Origin of the sequence: Dongia mobilis (assembly GCF_004363235.1) — a bacterium.
Classification (GTDB): domain Bacteria; phylum Pseudomonadota; class Alphaproteobacteria; order Dongiales; family Dongiaceae; genus Dongia; species Dongia mobilis.
In genome coordinates, this window is sequence record NZ_SNYW01000007.1 from 164,793 (window position 1) to 182,093 (window position 17,301).

The following is a 17,301-nucleotide window of genomic DNA, read 5'->3' on the forward strand; positions in this document are numbered from 1 at the left end:
AGGTCATGGCATTTGATCCGATCTTCCAGATGGAAGGCATCGCCAAATCCTATGGCGGTGTGCGCGCGCTGGAGGAGGCGCGGCTGGCCATCTCGACCGGCCGTATCCATGCGGTCCTGGGCGAAAACGGCGCCGGCAAATCGACCCTCATCAAGATCATGTCCGGCGTGGTACAGCCGGATGCCGGCACCATGCGGCTTGACGGGCAGGCGGTGCGCTTTGCCACGCCGAAGGCTGCCAACGAGGCCGGCATCTTCTGCATTTTCCAGGAGCTCTCGCTGATTCCCGACCTCTCGGTCGCGGACAATATCGACCTTGCCGATCCGCCGCGCCGCTTCGGTCTCATCGACCGGCGCACACAGCGCCGCCTGGCCGAAGAAGCGCTCGCCAAGGCCGGAGCCGAGGACATCCATCCGCTGGCACAGGTGCGCGACCTGCCGCTGTCACGCCGCCAGATGGTGGAGATCGCCAAGGCCCTCGCCCGGCGCCCGCGCATCCTCATTCTCGACGAGGCGACGTCGGCGCTGACCGCCGGCGACGTCGCCAGGGTCTTTGCGGTGCTGAAACGCCTGCGCGCGGAGGGGCTTGCCCTGCTCTACATCTCGCACCGCATGCACGAGATCGAGGAACTGGCCGATGATTGCTCGGTCTTCCGCAACGGCCGCCATGTGGCAAGCTATGCCGCCGGCAGCAAGAGCGGCAATGAGGTGGTCGAACTGATGATCGGGCGCGAATACAGCCATGTCTTTCCCCCGAAGCCGCCCCTGCCGCAAGAGGGGCCTGTGCTGGAAGTGCAGGGGCTGGGCTGGGAGGACCGGCTCACCGACATTTCCTTCGCCGCCCGACCCGGCGAGATCCTGGGATTGGGCGGGCTCGACGGCCAGGGCCAGCGCGAATTGCTGCTGGCGCTCTTCGGCGTCCTGCGCGGTGTCGCGGGCGTTGTGCGGATAAACGGCCACCCTGTCTCGATCGGCGGCCCACGCGCCGCCAAATCGGCGCCGCTGCCCATGGCCCTCATCCCGGAGGATCGCAAGACCGAGGGACTGATGCTGCCGATGTCGGTTGCCGACAATCTCACCATGCCGGCCCTCGACAATCTTTCGCAGTTCGGCGTCATCGACCGCCGGCGCGAGGCAGCGGCAATCCGCGAGATGATGGATCTGCTTGCCATCAAGGCGGCCGATCCCGCGATTCCCGTGGGGGCGCTGTCCGGCGGCAACCAGCAGAAGGTGGTAATCGCGAAATGGCTGATGCTCGGTCCCCGCATCATCCTCCTCAACGATCCCACCCGCGGCATCGACGTCGGCACCAAGCAGGAGATCTACCAGTTGCTGCGCCGACTTGCCGATGCGGGGTCGACAATTCTCTTCTATTCGACCGATTACGACGAACTGATCGGCTGCTGCGACCGCGTCCTCGTCATGTATGACGGCATGATCGTGCGCGAGCTTGCCGGCGACGAGATCACGGAACACGCTTTGGTCAGCAGCGCCTTCAGCCTGCCCGGCAAGGCAGAGGTGGCGCATGGCTAGGATCGCCGGCGGGGACTTCCGCTACCGGTTCGCCGAACATCGCGGCACGCTGCTCGCTGCTGCCGTCTTCTTGGCCATGTTCGCGATCTATGGTGCCAATCACAATGCCGGTTTCAGCACCCTCGTGGTGACGACGGCCGCCAACAAGGGGGTGCTGCTGGCGCTGGTGGCGATGGCGCAGACCCTGGTCGTGCTGACTGCCGGTATCGACCTTTCGGTCGGCATGATCTTCGTGCTGGCGAACTGCCTCGCTTCGCAATTTGTGGTCGGCGATGCGCTGGAGACCGGCTTCGGCATCCTCATCGTGCTGGGTGCGGGCCTCCTCTGCGGCGCGCTCAATGGTCTCATCGTGATCTATGGCCGGCTGCAACCGATCGTGACGACGCTGGCGACCGGGGCCATCTTTTATGGCCTCGCCCTGCTGCTGCGTCCGGTGCCGGGCGGCGAGATCAACTACGACCTTGCCGATGCGCTGACCGGTGACGTCTTTGGCGTGCCTGCCTCTCTGCTGATGCTGCTCGGCATCGTCCTGGTCATCTGGGTACCGCTGCGGCGCTCGGTCACCGGCCGCGCGATATACGCCGTGGGCTCCGCTGAAGCGGCTGCCTATATGTCGGGAGTTGCCATCAACCGGGCGCGATTCACCGCCTATCTGCTGTCCGGCCTGCTTGCCGCCTGTGGCGGGCTGATGCTGACCTTCGTCACCTATTCCGGCGAGGCCTCGGCCATGATCGGCGGTTCCTATACCCTGAACGCCATCGCCGCCGTGGTGATCGGCGGCGTCTCGCTCTATGGCGGGGCCGGCAGTGCGATCGGCGCCATTTTCGGCGCGCTTGTGCTGCGCACTATCGGCGACCTTCTGTTCGTCTTCGACTTCGATCCCCTGTGGCAGCCCCTGTTCCAGGGGGTGATCCTGCTTTCCGCCGTCACCCTGGGCTCGCTCCGCCTGCTGCGGGTCCGGAATCGCCTGGATCTGTTTGGATGAGCGCGCCGCCCACCATCTCGCCAGGATCGTCGCCCCTGTCGCGCAGCCGGTTCGGCACCCTTCTGGCGCGCATCGACCGGCCGGTTCTGGCCGCCTTCGGCTGCATCATTCTGCTGCTGCTGGTCGGCAGTCTCTATTCCTCGAGTTTCCTCTCGCCCGATTATCTGCTGCAGCAATTGCAGGTGGCGTCCTTTCTCGGCCTCATCGCCACCGGCATGATGCTGGTGGTGCTCCTGGGGCAGATAGATCTGTCGGTTCCTTGGGTGGTGACGGTGGGCGGCATGATGTCGACCGCTGCTGCCGGCTGGGGGCCCTTGGGCGAGGCTCTGGCCATTCCCTTCGGCATCACCTGTGGCGCTGCGATCGGTCTCGCCAACGGGATTGGTGTTGCTTGGCTGCGTGTGCCCTCGATGATCTTCACGCTTGGCATGAACGCGGTCGCCCAGGGCCTCATGGTGTTGCGGACCGGCGGCTTCGCGCCGCAGGATCACGCCACCTCGGCCATGCATGTACTGGCGACCGGGCGGCACATCCTCAGCATCCCGAACGCTCTATTCGTCTGGGCAATTGTCGGGGCGATCACCATCTTCCTGCTCCGCCGCACCACTTTCGGCCGCGCGATCTATGCCATCGGCAATCGCGAGCGCGCTGCCTATCTCTCCGGTCTGCCGACCAGGCGCGTGATCGTCTTGGCCTTCATGGCCTCGGGCGGGTTGTCGGCTTTTGCCGGTGTATTGCTGGCGGGATATTCCACCAAGGCCTACCAGGCCATGGGCGACCCCTACCTGCTGCCCGCCGTGGCGGCGGTGGTGCTGGGCGGCACCAGCATCCTGGGCGGGCGCGGCTCCTATCTTGGCACCATCGCCGGCGTCATCCTGATCACGCTGCTGCAATCCATCCTTTCGGTGATGCAGATGCCCGAGGCCGGCCGCCAGATCATCTATGGCGGCGTGATCATCGCCATGTTGCTGGTCTATGGCCGCCAGAAGCGGCAGGTCTAGCCAGTCGCCGAGGCGGCTTTCAGGCCGTTGAGCACTTCGGCGAGGATTTCTTCCGGTTTGTGCGAGATATCGACCCGGATGGCGGCTTCCGGCGGTTCCAGCGTGGCAAGCTGGCTCGGCAGCAGTGCGGGTGGCATGTAGTGGCCCTGCCTTCTGCCCATCCGTGCGGCGATCAAATCCGCTCCTCCACTGAGGAAGACCACCCTGGCCGTCTCGCCCGCCCGGTCGAAGAGCCGGCGGCGATAGGCCTCCTTCAAGGCCGAGCAGGCGAGGACCACCGGCTTGCCCGCCTGCCGCAGCCCAGTGATCGCGCTGCCGATCGCATCCAGCCAGGGCCAGCGGTCGGCATCCTCCAGCGGCACGCCGCCGGACATCTTGGCGACGTTCTCCGGGGAATGAAAGGAATCGGCCTCCAGGAACTCGGCCCCCAGGGCGTCGGCCAGCATCCGGCCGATTGTGCTCTTGCCGCTGCCGCTTACTCCCATTACCAGCACGATCATGCGAACAATCCGCTCCCTCTGAAATCGCTGCCAATTTTACATCTCCGGCAGGGTCTCTCGCCACACCCCATTGCCCGTGAAACTGTCAAAAGCGGGAAGACGCATGGCCTGGCGATACCGCAATCCGGGATGGCCGGTGCCGCCGAAGCGGTCCTCCCCGGAGGTATGCCCGCGGGGGTGCCAGCAGGGGTATTGTGCAGGAGGGGGTCGGCGGGGTAGATCGGAACAGCCCTTCTAGCCATAGGAAGCAGCCAGAATGAAATATGAGCGACCGACAACCCTCAAGGCAGCGGCGCAGATGCTGGCCAAGGAAAAAGGCAAGGCCTTTATCCTCGCCGGCGGCACTGATTTGCTGGTCCGCCTGCGCACCGGCTTCATCGAACCGGACCTGATCGTCGACATCAAGGATACCGCAGGTGCGAGATCGATCCAGAAGACAGCATCCGGTTTCAAGATCGGCGCTGCCGTCTCCGGAGCCGAGCTCGGCGAGAACGCGGCGCTCAAGAAGGCCTGGCCCGGCGTGGTCGAGGCGGCCAACCTGATTGGCTCCAAGCAGGTCCAGGGGCGCTGCACCATGACCGGCAATCTCTGCAACGCCTCGCCGGCGGCCGATTCCGTGCCGGCACTGGTGGCGGCAGGGGCCAAGGCGGTCGTGGTCGGCCCGAAGGGCAAGCGCACCCTGGCTGTCGAGGACGTTCCGGCCGGACCCGGCCGCACCAGCCTCAAGAAGGGCGAGATTATCGAGAGCCTGATCCTGCCCAAGCGCGCGCCGAAATCGGGCGATGCCTACCTGCGCTTCATTCCCCGGACCGAGATGGACATCGCGGTGGTGGGCGTCGGCGTCAACCTGACGCTGGACGGCAAGGGCATCGTCACCAAGGCACGCGTCGCCCTCGGCGCCGTGGCGCCGACGGTGGTACTGGTACCGGCGGCCGCCAAGGCCATCATCGGCACCAAGCTCGACAAGGCGGCGCTGGATGCGCTGGCCGCGGCCTGTGCGGCTGCCTGCAATCCGATCGACGACAAGCGCGGCACGCGCGAATTCCGCATCAAGGTCGCCGGGGTGCTCGCCCGTCGCGCCGCCCGGATCGCGTATAAGCGCGCCGGCGGAAAGTAAGGGGGAAATCATGTCCGGCATAACAGTCAACACCAAGATCAACGGCGACCCGGTCGAGTTCATCTGCGAGGCGGATGAGACGCTGCTCGACGTGCTCCGGAACCGCCTCGGTCTCACCGGCGCCAAGGAAGGCTGCAGCACCGGCGATTGCGGCGCCTGCTCGGTGACCGTTGACGGCCGCCTGACCTGCTCCTGCCTGGTGCTCGGCGCCGAGGCCGAGGGCCGGGACATCGGCACCATCGAGGGCATGGCGCAAGGCGAGCATCTGCATCCGCTGCAATCGAAATTCCTGGAACACGCCGCGCTTCAATGCGGCATCTGCACCCCGGGTTTCCTGGTGGCGGCGAAATCGCTGCTCGACAAGAACCCGGATCCGACCGAGACCGAGATCCGCTTTGGCCTTGCCGGCAATCTGTGCCGCTGCACCGGTTACGACAAGATCGTCCGGGCGGTCCAGGATGCCGCGAAGGAAATGCGCTCGGCCAAAGCCAAGAGCGCCAAGACCAAAACTGCAGCGAAGAAGAGGGCCTGAACCATGCCGCTCGATAACGCACCCGAAGGCAAGCGCAAGTTCAACGTCGTCGGCACGCGCCCGCTGCGACCCGACGGCATCGACAAGGTGACGGGCCGCGCCAAATTCGGCGCCGACGCCTCGGCGCCGGGCCAGCTGGTCGGCCGCATCCTGCGCTCGCCCCATGCCCATGCCATCATCAGGAAGATCGACACCTCGAAGGCCGAGAAGCTGCCGGGTGTGAAGGCCGTGATCACCCGCGATGATTTCCCTGACCATACCGGGGGCAGCGGTGGTCTCTATGACACGCTGTGCAATGTCATGGCGCGCGAGAAGGCATTTTATGAGGGCCATGCCGTGGCGGCCGTCGCCGCTACCTCGGCTTCGATCGCGCGCCAGGCCCTTAAGCTGATCAAGGTCGATTACGAGGTCCTGCCGCACGTCACCGATGTCGACGAGGCGATGAAGCCGGGGGCACCGCTCCTCCACAAAGACATGTTCACCGACGGCGTCGACCCGAAGCCGAAGAAGCCTTCCAACATCGCCCGCCGGTTCGAGTTCGGCCATGGCGATGTCGAGGCCGGCTTCAAGAAGGCAGATATCATCGTCGAACGCAGCTTCAAGACCGAGGCCGCGCATCAGGGCTATATCGAACCGCATGCGGCCTTGGCCAGCATGGGCCCGGACGGCAGTGCCGAGCTCTGGTGCTGCACCCAGGGTCACTACATGGTGCGCGACGTCTGCTCGCAGTTGCTCGGCATCGACATCGCGCGCCTCCGCGTGACGCAATCCGAGATCGGCGGCGGCTTCGGCGGCAAGACCACCGTCTTCATCGAGCCGGTGGCCCTGGCGCTCGCCCGCAAGGCCAACCGCCCGGTCAAGGTCGTCATGACCCGCGAGGAGGTGTTCAAGGCCAGCGGTCCGACCGCTTCGACCTCGATCGACATCAAGATCGGCGTCACCAAGGACGGCCTCATCACCGCGGCCGACGGCGTCTTCCGCTATCAGGGCGGCCCGTTCCAGGGCTGCTCGCCGGCGGAATTCGGCGCCATGAGCGCCTTTGCCCAGTTCCACCTCGATAACGTCCGCGCCGTCGCCTATGACGTGGTCTGCAACCGGCCGAAGACGATTTCCTATCGCGCACCGGGTGCGCCGATGGCGAATTTCGCGGTCGAAAGCGTCATTGAGGAACTGGCCCACAAGCTCGGCATGGAGCCCATCGACTTCCGCATCAAGAATGCGGCGCGCGAGGGCACCAAGTCGTCCTATGGCCCGGTCTATGGTCCGATCGGTCTTGGGGCGACATTGGAAGCGGCCAAGAACCATCCGCATTTCAAGGCACCGCTTGGCCCGAACCAGGGTCGCGGCATGGCCGCCGGCTTCTGGTTCAATTTCGGCGGCCAGTCCTGCGTCACCCTCAACATCCCGGTCGACGGCTCGATCACCGTTTCTGTGGGCTCACCCGATATCGGCGGTTCACGCGCCGCGATGTGCATGATGGTGGCCGAGGAAATGGGCATCCCCTACGACCACGTCCGCGCCATCATCGCGGATACGTCGGCCTTGGGTTACAATGACGTCACCGACGGCAGCCGCACGACCTTTGCCACCGGCATGGCCTGCATCCTGGCAGCGCGCGACGCCATCAAGAAGCTGTGCGCTCGTGCCGCCGCCACCTGGGGCATTCCCGAGGATGCGGTGAAGTGGGAAAACGGCTATGCCAAGCCGGCCGGCCCCAATGCCGGCGACTTTGCGCCGCTGTCCCTGAAGGAGATCGCCGAGGCCTCGCCGGGCACGGGTGGCCCGATCGCCGGCCATCACGAGTTCTCGGCCGACGGTGCCGGCGTCAGCTTCGCCACGCATATCTGCGATGTCGAGGTCGATCCCGAAACCGGCCGCTCCTCGATCGTGCGCTACACGGTCATCCAGGATGCCGGCAAGGCGGTGCACCCGTCCTATGTCGAGGGCCAGTTCCAGGGCGGCGCCGTGCAGGGCATTGGCTGGGCGCTCAACGAGGAATACATCTATGGCAAGGATGGCCGCCTGCAGAATGCGGGCTTCCTCGACTACCGCATCCCGGTCTGCTCGGATCTGCCGATGATCGACACCCAGATCCTGGAAATCCCCAATCCCGGCCACCCCTATGGTGTCCGCGGCGTGGGCGAAACCTCGATCGTGCCGCCGCTTGCCGCCATCGCCAATGCGGTGGCCAATGCGACCGGTGTCCGCTTCACCCAGATCCCGCTCTCGCCGCCGCGTGTCCTCAAGGGCATCGAGGAGGCGAAGAAGGCCGGCGGCAGGAAAGCGGCCTGAGGAAAGGGGCAGGGCGTGGCCAAGGTCGTTCTCTGGGGCTCCTTGCGGCCGCATACCGGCGGCAAGGCAGAGGTGGAGATCGAGGCGCGCAACGTGCAGGAATTGCTGGCCCGGCTGGGTGATTCCTATCCGGGCCTGCAATCCCAGATCAAACGCGGTGTCTCGGTCTCGATCGACGGCCTCATCTACCGCGAGGGCTGGCTGCAGCCGCTGAAGCCCGACAGCGAGGTCTTCCTGCTGCCGCGCATGACGGGCGGGTAGTTCCCTCCAACCAGGCGCGTAACGATGTCACAGGCGCCCCGCCGGAACCCGGCGGGGCGCCTGTCGTTTTGTCGGTATCGATCGCATGGCCGTCCCAGCGGGCGGAATACGCGATCGTCCAATCGACCGAGGAGAACGACATGAACTGGGACATCATCGAAGGCAATTGGAGCCAGGCCAAAGGCAAGGTGAAGGAGCAATGGGGCAAACTCACCGACGACGACCTTGCCCGAATCAGCGGCAAGCGCGACCAGCTCGCCGGCAAGCTGCAGGAGCGCTACGGCATCGCCAAGGACGAGGTCGAGAAGCAGCTGACCGAGTTCGAGCGCGGCTATCGCAATTGATGTAGCTGTTTCAGAAACCGCTTTCGGCAGACCCGGTCCCGGCAGGGGCCGGGTCTGCTTGCTTTCTTGCGCCTGAAAGCCCGCACAGGTGGCCCTTTCGTCGGGCGGAACCGGGCCGGACCGGTTCCGTTTGGTCAGTCAAAAGGCTGCTCGAAATGACCCACAGTGAAGGAAATGCACCATGCTCTATTGGGCCGTCATTTTTTTGATCGTTGCGATTGTCGCCGGGGTCTTCGGCTTCGGTGGCATTTCCCAGGCAGCGACCGGCATCGCCAAGATCCTGTTCCTGATCTTCCTGGTGCTGTTCGTCGTTTCCCTGGTGGCGAATTACGTCTAGTTGCCGCGCATTTCCCAGACGCGGCTCGTGACAACAAAGGAGAACATCATGGCTGATCGCATTTTGGACAAGGAACTAGACACCTTGAAGAATGATCTCGGCACCTTGCGCGACGATGTCGCCAGTCTGTCGCGCCTGCTGGCGAAGAAAGGGGGCGCCAAAATCGACAATGCGCTCGCCGACGGCAAGGCCAGGGTTCAAGCCGGGATCGGCGCCGTGGAAGGCCAGGTCACGGCTCATCCGCTTGCCAGCCTGTTGGTCGCTTTCGGCGCCGGCATATTGCTGGCACGGCTCACCGGCAACCAGCAGCGGTAAGGGGCGGGGCATGACATGGCTCGCCGCCATTGGCCGTCGGCTGGCCCTGCAGGCAGTCCTTGGTCTTGCTGCCATCTTGCTTGCCCTGGGAGCGCTCGGTGTCGGGCTCGGCGTCCTCCATGTCATGCTCAGCGACAGCCTGGGATTTACCGCCTCCCTGTCACTGATAGCCTGCATCCTTGTTTTGCTGGCAGTGGCCTCCGGCCTGGCAGCGCACTTCATTGGGTGGGGTCAGCGCCACTGGCAGGTGACACAGGCAAGGGCGCCTGAGCCGGAATCGACCGTCATCCTGGCCGATCTGGCGCAGGGGCTTCGTGGCGCAATCGCCGCCGATCCAGCCGCTGGAATCCTCGGGGCACTGGCGGCTGGCTTCATTGTCGGCGGCCGGTCCGGCCGGGATCTCACGGCCCTCCTCCAACTGGTTGCGGCTGTTCAGCTGAAGGCAGGGCAATCGGAGAAGCGGCGCGTCTGAATGAGAAGTCCCGTGCTGAAGCGATTTCTGCGGCCGGTCGGAACCGGATTGCTCGCGGGGTGTTAAGCCGAACGCGGTGCGTATATCCTGACCAAAGGTTAGGGGTCGGAGTTGGGACTGCCATGACTGACAAACGAAACGGCCCGGGCGACCTGCGAAATGGGCATGTTCCCGGGCGCGAGAGGGCGCCGAACAAGCGACCGGATGGCGGGACCGGCGGTGCCGAAATTGTCTCGCTTCACTCCTCCCCCGCCTTTGATCTCTGGCTTGAGCGCCAAATGCACAAACTGGCGGATGCCAGTGCCGCCGCACCGCGCGAGGCGCTGATCGATCTCATTCGCCACTGGCCGAATCGCGGCAAACTGAAAGACCATAATTAAACTGCGGAAATTGTCACAGCTCGACCCCGATTTGGGACATTGGTCCTGTAATTGGCGGTGCGGGTCACAGTTTACGCCCGGTCTTGTCGCTCGGCTTCGGGTCCTTCCCCCGCCATCTTTGCCTCAGCGTTATGGCGCTCCGGGACGCCCGGTCATCGAGCCCGCATTGGGCCAGCCCGCATTGGGGTTGATGGCTGGTTGACCCGGAACCGAGAGCTTTGGAACCGACCGAAAGGAAAGAAACCATGCAACCGAAGGCCGATACGTTCCAGAACGAAACTTTGCCCGGCGAATCCTTCCGGGACCAGCTGGTGGCCAAGATTCCAGCCCTGACGGCCTTCGCCGTCATGTTGACCCGCAACCGGCAGACGGCTGACGATCTGGTGCAGGATACCATCCTGCGGGCGCTGACCCGGCAGGAGCTGTTCACGCCCGGCACCAATCTGAAGGCCTGGCTTTTCACCATCATGCGCAATCTGCACATCAACAACCTGCGCGCCGGCCATCGCGCGCGCCTGGTCGAGATCGATGATGATTTGCTGCCGAACCTGGCCAGCACGGCGCCCAATCAGGAGCACCGTCTGGTGCTCAAAGAGTTGTTCCGGGCCATCGGCACCCTCAACCCGGACCAGCAGGAGGTGCTCGCCCTGGTGGTTGGCCAGGACTTGTCCTATGAGGAGGCGGCCACCATCTGCAGCTGCCCCATCGGCACCATCCGGTCACGCCTTGCCCGCGCAAGGCGCGAACTCGAGCGCATGCTGGCAGGCGATGTCGCGTTGCCCGTCTCGGCGCCCCGCCAGGCGCGTCGGTGCGCCGTGCCCATCCTCAGGATGATCGAGGAATTGCGGGCCGCGGGCTGAAGCTACACGCCCCAATCCGGTCATTATCGCACCAAGCCGCCCCGATCCCGGTCGGGGCGGCATTTTATGTCGGGCAGGGCGGCGGCTTCCCGTTGCCATAACGCCTGCTTTGGCGGCACTCTGCCGGCAGCGATGAAATCTGGAAGGGAAAGGGCGCCATGTCCGTGGATCTTCAATGCGTCGTGAAGACGCGCGCTGTTCTGGGCGAATCCGTCCTGTGGCATCCCGGCGAATGCCGAATCTACTGGCTCGATCTCAAGGCGCCGGCCGTGCACATCTACGACCCGGCGACCGGGGCGGCCGAAAGCTGGCGGCCCGAACTCGGCACCCCTATGGGCACACTGGTGCGCGCCAGGGACGGTTTTGTCCTCAGCGGTCGCGAAGGCGTCTTCAAGCTCGACATGGCATCGCGGCGGCTCACCCGCTGGGTCGATCCCAATGACCGCCAGGAAATCACCATGTTCAATGACGGCAAGGTCGACCGTCAGGGCCGCCTCTGGCTCTGCACCTCGGATGTGCAGGAGACAGAGCCCTTGGGCGGGATCTACCGGCTGGATGCCGACGGCCACAGCGTGATCCAGGATCGCGGCTCGGCCTGCGGCAACGGCCCGGCCTTCAGCCGCGATGGGCGCATCCTTTATTTCGCCGACACGATGATGCGCAAGGTCTATGCCTACGACCTTGATCCGGCCAGCGGCCGCATCGGCGAGAGGCGCGAATTCGTGACCTTCCCCGAGGCCGAAGGCATGCCGGACGGCATGACGGTCGATGCCGATGACCATGTCTGGATCTGCCAGTGGGGCGGCGCCGGGGTCAGCCGCTTCACGCCCGCCGGCAAGCTCGATTTCAAGCTGGAACTGCCATGCCCGCTGGTTACCTCCTGCGCCTTCGCCGGTGACGATCTGGACACCCTTTATGTCACCACGGCGACGGTCGATATGGATCAGGCCGCCCTTGCCCAGTTTCCCCTGGCGGGCGGGCTGTTTGCCGCCCGGACCGGCCATCGCGGGTTGCCGGAACCGGTCTTCGGGGTGGGTTAGGGCCGGTCGGCCGGGTGCTGGTGCGGCAACCAGCGGCGTCAGGCGGACGTTGACAGAGGCGGCGGCCTGCTGATAACCCCCTGATCCGTCGGGATTGCGCCACGTGGCATTGCGGCAAGACCGGCAGTCTTCTCTCCCATCTATTTGAAATCACTTGGAAACGCTCTTGGTTTCCAAATTCTGACAAGGCCCTGGCGACATGTTTGATTCGGCGCTTCCCGACCTCAATGGGAAATCAATCCTCGTGACCGGCGGGACGGGCTCCTTCGGCAAGGCGTTCATTCGCCGCGTACTCGCAGATTGGAAGCCGAAGCGCCTGATTGTCTTTTCGCGCGACGAGCTGAAGCAGTGGGAAATGCAGCAGGACCTCTCGCAGGAGAAATATCCGGCGCTGCGCTATTTCATTGGCGATGTCCGCGACGGTACCCGCCTCGACATGGCGACCCGCGACGTCGATGTCATCGTCCATGCCGCTGCGCTCAAGCAGGTGCCGGCGGCGGAATACAACCCGTTCGAATGCATCCACACCAACGTCATCGGTGCCGAGAATGTGGTCCAGGCGGCGATCAAGAACAAGGTGAAGCGCGTCGTCGCCCTCTCGACCGACAAGGCGGCCAACCCGGTCAATCTCTACGGCGCCTCAAAGCTCGCCTCCGACAAGATCTTCATTGCCGCCAATTCGCTCTCCGGCGGTCACGACCCGATCTTCGCCGTGGTGCGCTATGGCAATGTGATCGGTTCGCGCGGCTCCGTAGTGCCGGTCTTCCGCGACATGGTCGCCAAGGGTGCCAAGGAAATCCCCATCACGGACGAGCGCATGACCCGGTTCTGGATCACCCTCGACCAGGGTGTCGCCTTCGTGCTGTCCTCCATGCAGATCATGCGCGGCGGCGAGATTTTCGTGCCGAAGATCCCCTCCATGAAGGTGACCGACCTTGCCGATTGCCTGGCGCCCGGAATCCCGCACAAGATCGTCGGCATCCGCCCGGGCGAGAAGCTGCACGAGGTGATGATCACCGAGGATGACAGCCGCACCACGGTGGAACTGGACGACCGCTATGTGATCGAGCCGAATTTCGCCTTCTGGGAGCGGCGCTCCTTCGCCAAGGACGGGGCCAAGCCCGTGAAGGAAGGCTTCCGCTTCTCGAGCGACAGCAACACGCAATGGCTGGATGCCGCTTCGCTGATGAAGATGCTGTAAGGTTTGCCCCATGCGCTATTGCAAGAGCTGCCTCTATCCGGAAACCAAGCCCGATCTTTGGTTCGACGAGCACGGGGTCTGCAATGCCTGTCTGAATTATGCCTTCCGGGCCGAGGTCGACTGGGACAAGCGCAAGCAGGAATTCCTCGAGGTCGTCAAGAAGTACCGCAGTACCGACGGCAGCAATTATGACTGCATCGTGCCGGTCTCGGGCGGCAAGGACAGCACCTACCAGCTGCTGCGCCTGCTCGAAGTCGGCATGAACCCGCTCTGCGTCACGGCAACGACCGACGACCTTTCCGATATCGGCCGGCGCAACATCGAGAATATCAAGAAGCTGGGTGTCGATTACATTGAGGTGACGACCAACCCGGTCGTGCGCCGGCGCATCAACCGCTTCACGCTGGAGACGGTTGGCGACATCTCCTGGCCGGAACACGTTACCATTTTCACCGTGCCGGTGCGCATTGCCGTGCAGCACAACGTTCGCCTGATCGTCTGGGGCGAGAACCCGCAGCATGAATATGGCGGACCGGCGGCGTCGACGCAGAAGAACGTGCTCGACCGGCGCTGGCTCGAGGAATTCGGCGGACTGCTCGGCCTGCGCGTCTCCGACCTCGTCGGCCAGATCGGCATCGAACGGCGCGATCTCATCCAGTACACCTATCCTAGCGACGAGGATCTGGCGCGGGTTGGTGTCACCGGCATCTTCCTTGGCTACTATTTTCCGTGGGATGGCTATCGCAACGCGCTCTTCGCCCAGGGCTACGGGTTCGAAACCTTCCCCACCATGGTGGAGGGGGCGCTTGCCAATTACGAGAACCTCGACAACCACCAGATGGGCCTGCACGACTATTTCAAGTTCCTGAAATACGGTTTCGGTCGCGCCACCGACATCGCCTGCAACCACATCCGTCGCGGTCGCCTCAGCCGTGCCGACGGCCTCGCTTTGGTGCAGCGCCATGACGGCAAGTTCCCCTGGACTTATCTCGGCAAGCGGATCGAGGACATCCTGGCGCCGCTCGACATGACGGTCGAGGAATTCGTCGAGATCTGCGATCGCTGGACCAACAAGAAGCTGTTCAGATGTGACAACCAGGGCAAGCTGCTGAAGGATCGCCACGGCAATCTGCAGAAGATCGACATCGACAACAGTTGAATGATGCGGGGAAGCGCTGGGCCATGAGTATCGAACCATGAGCAGCGTTGTCATCGTCAATTCCGGCGTCTGCAATCTCGATTCCATCCGCCGGGCGATGGAGGAACTGGGCGGCAAGCCGGTGGTAACCGACGACCCGCGCGTCGTGGAGGCCGCTGACCGAATTATCCTGCCGGGGGTGGGCTCGTTTGCGGCAGCGATGCAATCCCTCAATCAGAAGGGCCTGGCCGCCTGTCTGCGCAACCTCCTGGCCCGGCGGCAATTGCCCTTCCTCGGTATCTGCCTCGGCATGCAACTGATGGCGACGCGCAGCCACGAATTCGGCTTGACCGACGGGCTTGACCTGGTGCCGGGCGAGATCGTGCCCCTGAAATCTACCCAGGCCGGCGAGCGAATCCCGCATATGGGCTGGAACGAGGCGCATCCTCGGGCTGATGCCGCCCTGTGGCGCGACTTGCCTGCGGGCACCGATTTCTACTTCGTGCATTCCTACTGGTACGATTGTGCGCCGGAGCATGTGCTGGCCACGTGTCCTTCCTATGGTGGCTTCGTCGCCGCCGTGCAGCGGGACCACCTGATGGGGGTGCAGTTCCATCCCGAGAAGAGCCAGAAGGCGGGGTTCCGCCTGCTGCGCAACTTCCTGGCGCTCTGATGGGGGCGGCGCAGCGATGACCGTCAAGATCCGCGTCATGCCGACCCTGCTCTTCCGCGATGTCGGATTGGTCAAGGGCGTTGGTTTCGATTCCTGGCGCCGCACCGGCAGTGCCCTGCAGGCGATCAAGGTCTACAACATGCGCGAGGTCGATGAACTGGTCTTCCTCGACATCCGCGCCACCCCCGACGGCCGCGCCCCGGATTTTGCGCAGATAGACGAACTGGCCGACGAATGCTTCATGCCGATGACGGTGGGTGGCGGCGTGCGCACGCCGGACCATATCGGCGCGTTGCTGGCGGTCGGCGCCGACAAGGTCGCGGTCAATACTGGGGCGCTCGCCAGTCCGGACCTTATTCGCGACGGCGCCATTCGCTATGGCTCGCAATGTATCGTGGTTTCCATCGACGTGAAGCGCCACGACGACGGTCGCCTCGAGGTGATGAGCCATTGCGGAAAGCAGCCGACCGGCCGTGATCCGGTTGCATGGGCGCGCGAGGCGGAAGCGCTGGGGGCGGGCGAAATCCTGCTCACCTCGATCGATCGCGACGGCACATTCGAGGGCTATGACGTCGCGCTCACCCGTGCCGTGGTGGATGCGGTGAAGATTCCGGTCATCGCCTCCGGCGGCTGCGGCAATTACCAGCACATGGCGGAGGTTCTCAGGGAGGGCAAGGCGGATGCCGTGGCGGCCGCCAGCATCTTCCATTTCACCGAGCAGACCCCGCGCGAGGCCAAGCAATTCCTGAAAGACCAGGGCTTCCACGTGCGGGTGTGACGCCTCCCGGACGTCAGCCTCGCCGGAACGCCAGCGTCCGGTTAACGGCCGAGCCGCAGGCCGAACCGGGAACCCACGACAGCCCCGCGCCTCAGGGCAGCAGGATGTAGGTTTTCCGCACCGTTTCGTGGATTTCCCAGACGCCCATGGAATTGGCCGGGAAATAGAGCGCGTCGCCGGCGCTGATGTCGATCACCTGGCCGTTTTCGGCGTGGAACGTGCAACGACCGGCGACAAAGTGGGCGAATTCGGCATTCTTAATCTGCCGCTGCCACTTTCCCGGGGAACATTCCCAGATGCCGAAATCCGGCTCCTTCCCCTTCTCGGTGGGCGAGGTGCCGCGCAATTGCGCCACCGGTTCGCCGATCGGCACCGCTACCTTGCCCCAATCCTCGAGATCGGCGGAGGGAAGGCCGCCGGCATTGACGAGGCGCTTGATCATGACTTGCTCCTGACTGGTGATTATTGCTGCGGTTCCGGCACCGGCTGGAAGGCCATGGCTTCGCCGAGGGCCTTGTTCAATTCCGCGGTCGACATCTCGCGCTTCAGCTTGTCGCGCAGCCCCTTCACCACCTCGATCTCGTCGGGCTTGGTGAGCTTGGTGGCGGCAATGCTGAGCCAGGTAAAGGATCTTGCCCGGTCCTTCGGCACGCTGGCCGCCTGGCTGAAGGCAGGATCCAGCAGGATGGCGGCACCCAGCATGGCATCGACATTGCCCTGCCGCGCCGCGCGTTCATACCATTCCAGCGCTTTCATGAAATTGGCCGGAGCGGCATAGCCGTATTGGTAATACCCCGCAAGCTTCCATTGCGTCCACGGATCGCCCTTCGGCGCCAGTTCCAGCAGGCGCAGATAGGCGTCGACCTTGCGCCCTTCGAGTTCGAGCCGGTGGATTTCCTCGATGTCCTCGGGTGCCGCCCATACCGGCGGCATGGACAGGATCAGGCCGGCCGCGACCAGAAGGGGTATGGCGGCAAGGGTGAGGGCGGCGCGCGACCGCGCCAGGATACGAGCAAGCGACATGGCTCGGAGAATTGCCGATTCAGCCCGCGCGCGCAACCCGGCGGGCAGGGAATCCGGCAGCCGCTCAATGGGCTGCGTGACCGCGATCACAACCGATTGCGCCGGCGAAATACCGGCGGCGCGGCAAGGCGTCGCGGCGGGTGACTCTGATCGTGCTGGCCGGGTCGGCTCAGTTCGCCCGCTTCTGCGAAGTGAACTCGTCCTGCAATACGCTCTTGGCGAGGTCCTGGACGAACTCGGCAGTCGTCTCCGGTCCGTGCTTGGCAACCAGGGCGAACAGGGCTGCCGCGATCGACATCGTTCCCACCGTGTCGAAGGGAATTCCCTTGCCTACGGCGTCGGCCCAATATTCGTTGAACATCTCGAAGCACAGCTTGCGCTGTTCCTCATCGCTCCCGGGGGGGAGCGCCGTTACGTGCTTCTGCACCACAGCGGTCTCCATAACCATCTCCTTTGAACGGTTGGCCTGCCCGTACCAGCAAGGCCCGTGCCATTGTGGCCGCCCTACCGGATATTGGGG

The 17,301-nt window shown here is 64.3% G+C and carries 22 protein-coding genes; 18 read left to right on the top strand and 4 right to left on the bottom strand.

What is annotated here, in order from left to right; all coding sequences use genetic code 11:
- Positions 1-5 precede the first annotated feature (5 nt).
- Genes A8950_RS06460 through A8950_RS06470 form a run of 3 tightly spaced genes read left to right on the top strand, consistent with a single transcriptional unit; the run spans position 6 to position 3,518 of the window.
- Complete coding sequence (locus A8950_RS06460) at positions 6-1,532, top strand: sugar ABC transporter ATP-binding protein (protein WP_133612821.1); 1,527 nt, start codon at positions 6-8, stop codon at positions 1,530-1,532.
- Positions 1,525-2,517: an ABC transporter permease gene (locus A8950_RS06465; protein ID WP_133612822.1), complete on the top strand. Its 993-nt coding sequence runs from the start codon at positions 1,525-1,527 to the stop codon at positions 2,515-2,517. Before A8950_RS06460 ends, A8950_RS06465 begins: the two co-directional genes overlap by 8 nt.
- Entirely contained in the window at positions 2,514-3,518 is a 1,005-nt protein-coding gene (locus A8950_RS06470; RefSeq protein ID WP_133612823.1) for an ABC transporter permease, read from the top strand. Before A8950_RS06465 ends, A8950_RS06470 begins: the two co-directional genes overlap by 4 nt.
- On the opposite strand, the gene A8950_RS06475 is transcribed toward A8950_RS06470, so the two are convergent.
- A complete protein-coding gene (locus tag A8950_RS06475; RefSeq protein WP_208109770.1) occupies positions 3,515-4,018 on the bottom strand; it encodes a gluconokinase in 504 nt (167 codons plus the stop codon). The two genes, A8950_RS06470 and A8950_RS06475, sit on opposite strands and share 4 nt — an antisense overlap.
- A gap of 256 nt (positions 4,019-4,274) precedes the next feature.
- On the opposite strand from A8950_RS06475, the gene A8950_RS06480 reads away from it, so the two are divergent.
- The 15 genes from A8950_RS06480 (at position 4,275) to hisF (ending at position 15,758) form a co-directional block, all read left to right on the top strand.
- Complete coding sequence (locus tag A8950_RS06480; protein WP_133612824.1) at positions 4,275-5,135, top strand: FAD binding domain-containing protein; 861 nt, start codon at positions 4,275-4,277, stop codon at positions 5,133-5,135.
- A gap of 10 nt (positions 5,136-5,145) precedes the next feature.
- Positions 5,146-5,667, top strand: a complete 522-nt coding sequence (locus A8950_RS06485) for a (2Fe-2S)-binding protein (protein ID WP_133612825.1) — start codon at positions 5,146-5,148, stop codon at positions 5,665-5,667.
- 3 nt (positions 5,668-5,670) lie between these two features.
- Complete coding sequence (locus A8950_RS06490; RefSeq protein WP_133612826.1) at positions 5,671-7,959, top strand: xanthine dehydrogenase family protein molybdopterin-binding subunit; 2,289 nt, start codon at positions 5,671-5,673, stop codon at positions 7,957-7,959.
- A gap of 15 nt (positions 7,960-7,974) precedes the next feature.
- Positions 7,975-8,220 (top strand): MoaD/ThiS family protein, encoded by a 246-nt coding sequence (locus A8950_RS06495; protein WP_133612827.1) that lies wholly within the window; start codon positions 7,975-7,977, stop codon positions 8,218-8,220.
- Between the two features lie 140 nt (positions 8,221-8,360).
- Positions 8,361-8,564 (top strand): CsbD family protein, encoded by a 204-nt coding sequence (locus tag A8950_RS06500; RefSeq protein WP_133612828.1) that lies wholly within the window; start codon positions 8,361-8,363, stop codon positions 8,562-8,564.
- Positions 8,565-8,745: 181 nt separating this feature from the next.
- The gene (locus A8950_RS06505; RefSeq protein WP_133612829.1) at positions 8,746-8,901 is read left to right on the top strand and encodes a DUF1328 domain-containing protein; all 156 of its coding nucleotides are present in this window, start codon (positions 8,746-8,748) and stop codon (positions 8,899-8,901) included.
- A 48-nt stretch (positions 8,902-8,949) separates the two neighbouring features.
- Positions 8,950-9,216, top strand: a complete 267-nt coding sequence (locus A8950_RS06510; protein WP_133612830.1) for a hypothetical protein — start codon at positions 8,950-8,952, stop codon at positions 9,214-9,216.
- Between the two features lie 10 nt (positions 9,217-9,226).
- Complete coding sequence (locus A8950_RS06515) at positions 9,227-9,688, top strand: hypothetical protein (RefSeq protein WP_133612831.1); 462 nt, start codon at positions 9,227-9,229, stop codon at positions 9,686-9,688.
- A 122-nt stretch (positions 9,689-9,810) separates the two neighbouring features.
- Positions 9,811-10,068 (top strand): hypothetical protein, encoded by a 258-nt coding sequence (locus A8950_RS06520; protein WP_133612832.1) that lies wholly within the window; start codon positions 9,811-9,813, stop codon positions 10,066-10,068.
- A gap of 245 nt (positions 10,069-10,313) precedes the next feature.
- Positions 10,314-10,928 carry a sigma-70 family RNA polymerase sigma factor gene (locus tag A8950_RS06525; protein WP_133612833.1) on the top strand — a complete coding sequence of 205 codons (615 nt, stop codon included), beginning with the start codon at positions 10,314-10,316 and terminating at the stop codon, positions 10,926-10,928.
- Between the two features lie 158 nt (positions 10,929-11,086).
- Positions 11,087-11,968 carry an SMP-30/gluconolactonase/LRE family protein gene (locus tag A8950_RS06530; protein ID WP_133612834.1) on the top strand — a complete coding sequence of 294 codons (882 nt, stop codon included), beginning with the start codon at positions 11,087-11,089 and terminating at the stop codon, positions 11,966-11,968.
- A 244-nt stretch (positions 11,969-12,212) separates the two neighbouring features.
- Entirely contained in the window at positions 12,213-13,169 is a 957-nt protein-coding gene (gene pseB, locus A8950_RS06535) for a UDP-N-acetylglucosamine 4,6-dehydratase (inverting) (protein ID WP_407644226.1), read from the top strand.
- A 10-nt stretch (positions 13,170-13,179) separates the two neighbouring features.
- On the top strand, positions 13,180-14,328 hold the full coding sequence (locus A8950_RS06540) for an N-acetyl sugar amidotransferase (protein ID WP_133612836.1): 1,149 nt from the start codon (positions 13,180-13,182) through the stop codon (positions 14,326-14,328).
- Between the two features lie 37 nt (positions 14,329-14,365).
- Entirely contained in the window at positions 14,366-14,980 is a 615-nt protein-coding gene (hisH, locus tag A8950_RS06545; protein WP_133612837.1) for an imidazole glycerol phosphate synthase subunit HisH, read from the top strand.
- 16 nt (positions 14,981-14,996) lie between these two features.
- Positions 14,997-15,758, top strand: coding sequence for an imidazole glycerol phosphate synthase subunit HisF (gene hisF, locus A8950_RS06550; RefSeq protein WP_133612838.1), 762 nt, complete (start codon positions 14,997-14,999; stop codon positions 15,756-15,758).
- 91 nt (positions 15,759-15,849) lie between these two features.
- Here hisF and A8950_RS06555 read toward each other — a convergent pair whose 3' ends face one another.
- The 3 genes from A8950_RS06555 to A8950_RS06565 form a co-directional block, all read right to left on the bottom strand.
- The gene (locus A8950_RS06555; RefSeq protein ID WP_133612839.1) at positions 15,850-16,200 is read right to left on the bottom strand and encodes a cupin domain-containing protein; all 351 of its coding nucleotides are present in this window, start codon (positions 16,198-16,200) and stop codon (positions 15,850-15,852) included.
- Between the two features lie 20 nt (positions 16,201-16,220).
- The gene (locus A8950_RS06560) at positions 16,221-16,781 is read right to left on the bottom strand and encodes a tetratricopeptide repeat protein (RefSeq protein ID WP_133612840.1); all 561 of its coding nucleotides are present in this window, start codon (positions 16,779-16,781) and stop codon (positions 16,221-16,223) included.
- A gap of 169 nt (positions 16,782-16,950) precedes the next feature.
- A complete protein-coding gene (locus tag A8950_RS06565) occupies positions 16,951-17,223 on the bottom strand; it encodes a hypothetical protein (protein WP_133612841.1) in 273 nt (90 codons plus the stop codon).
- Between the last annotated feature and the right edge of the window lie 78 nt (positions 17,224-17,301).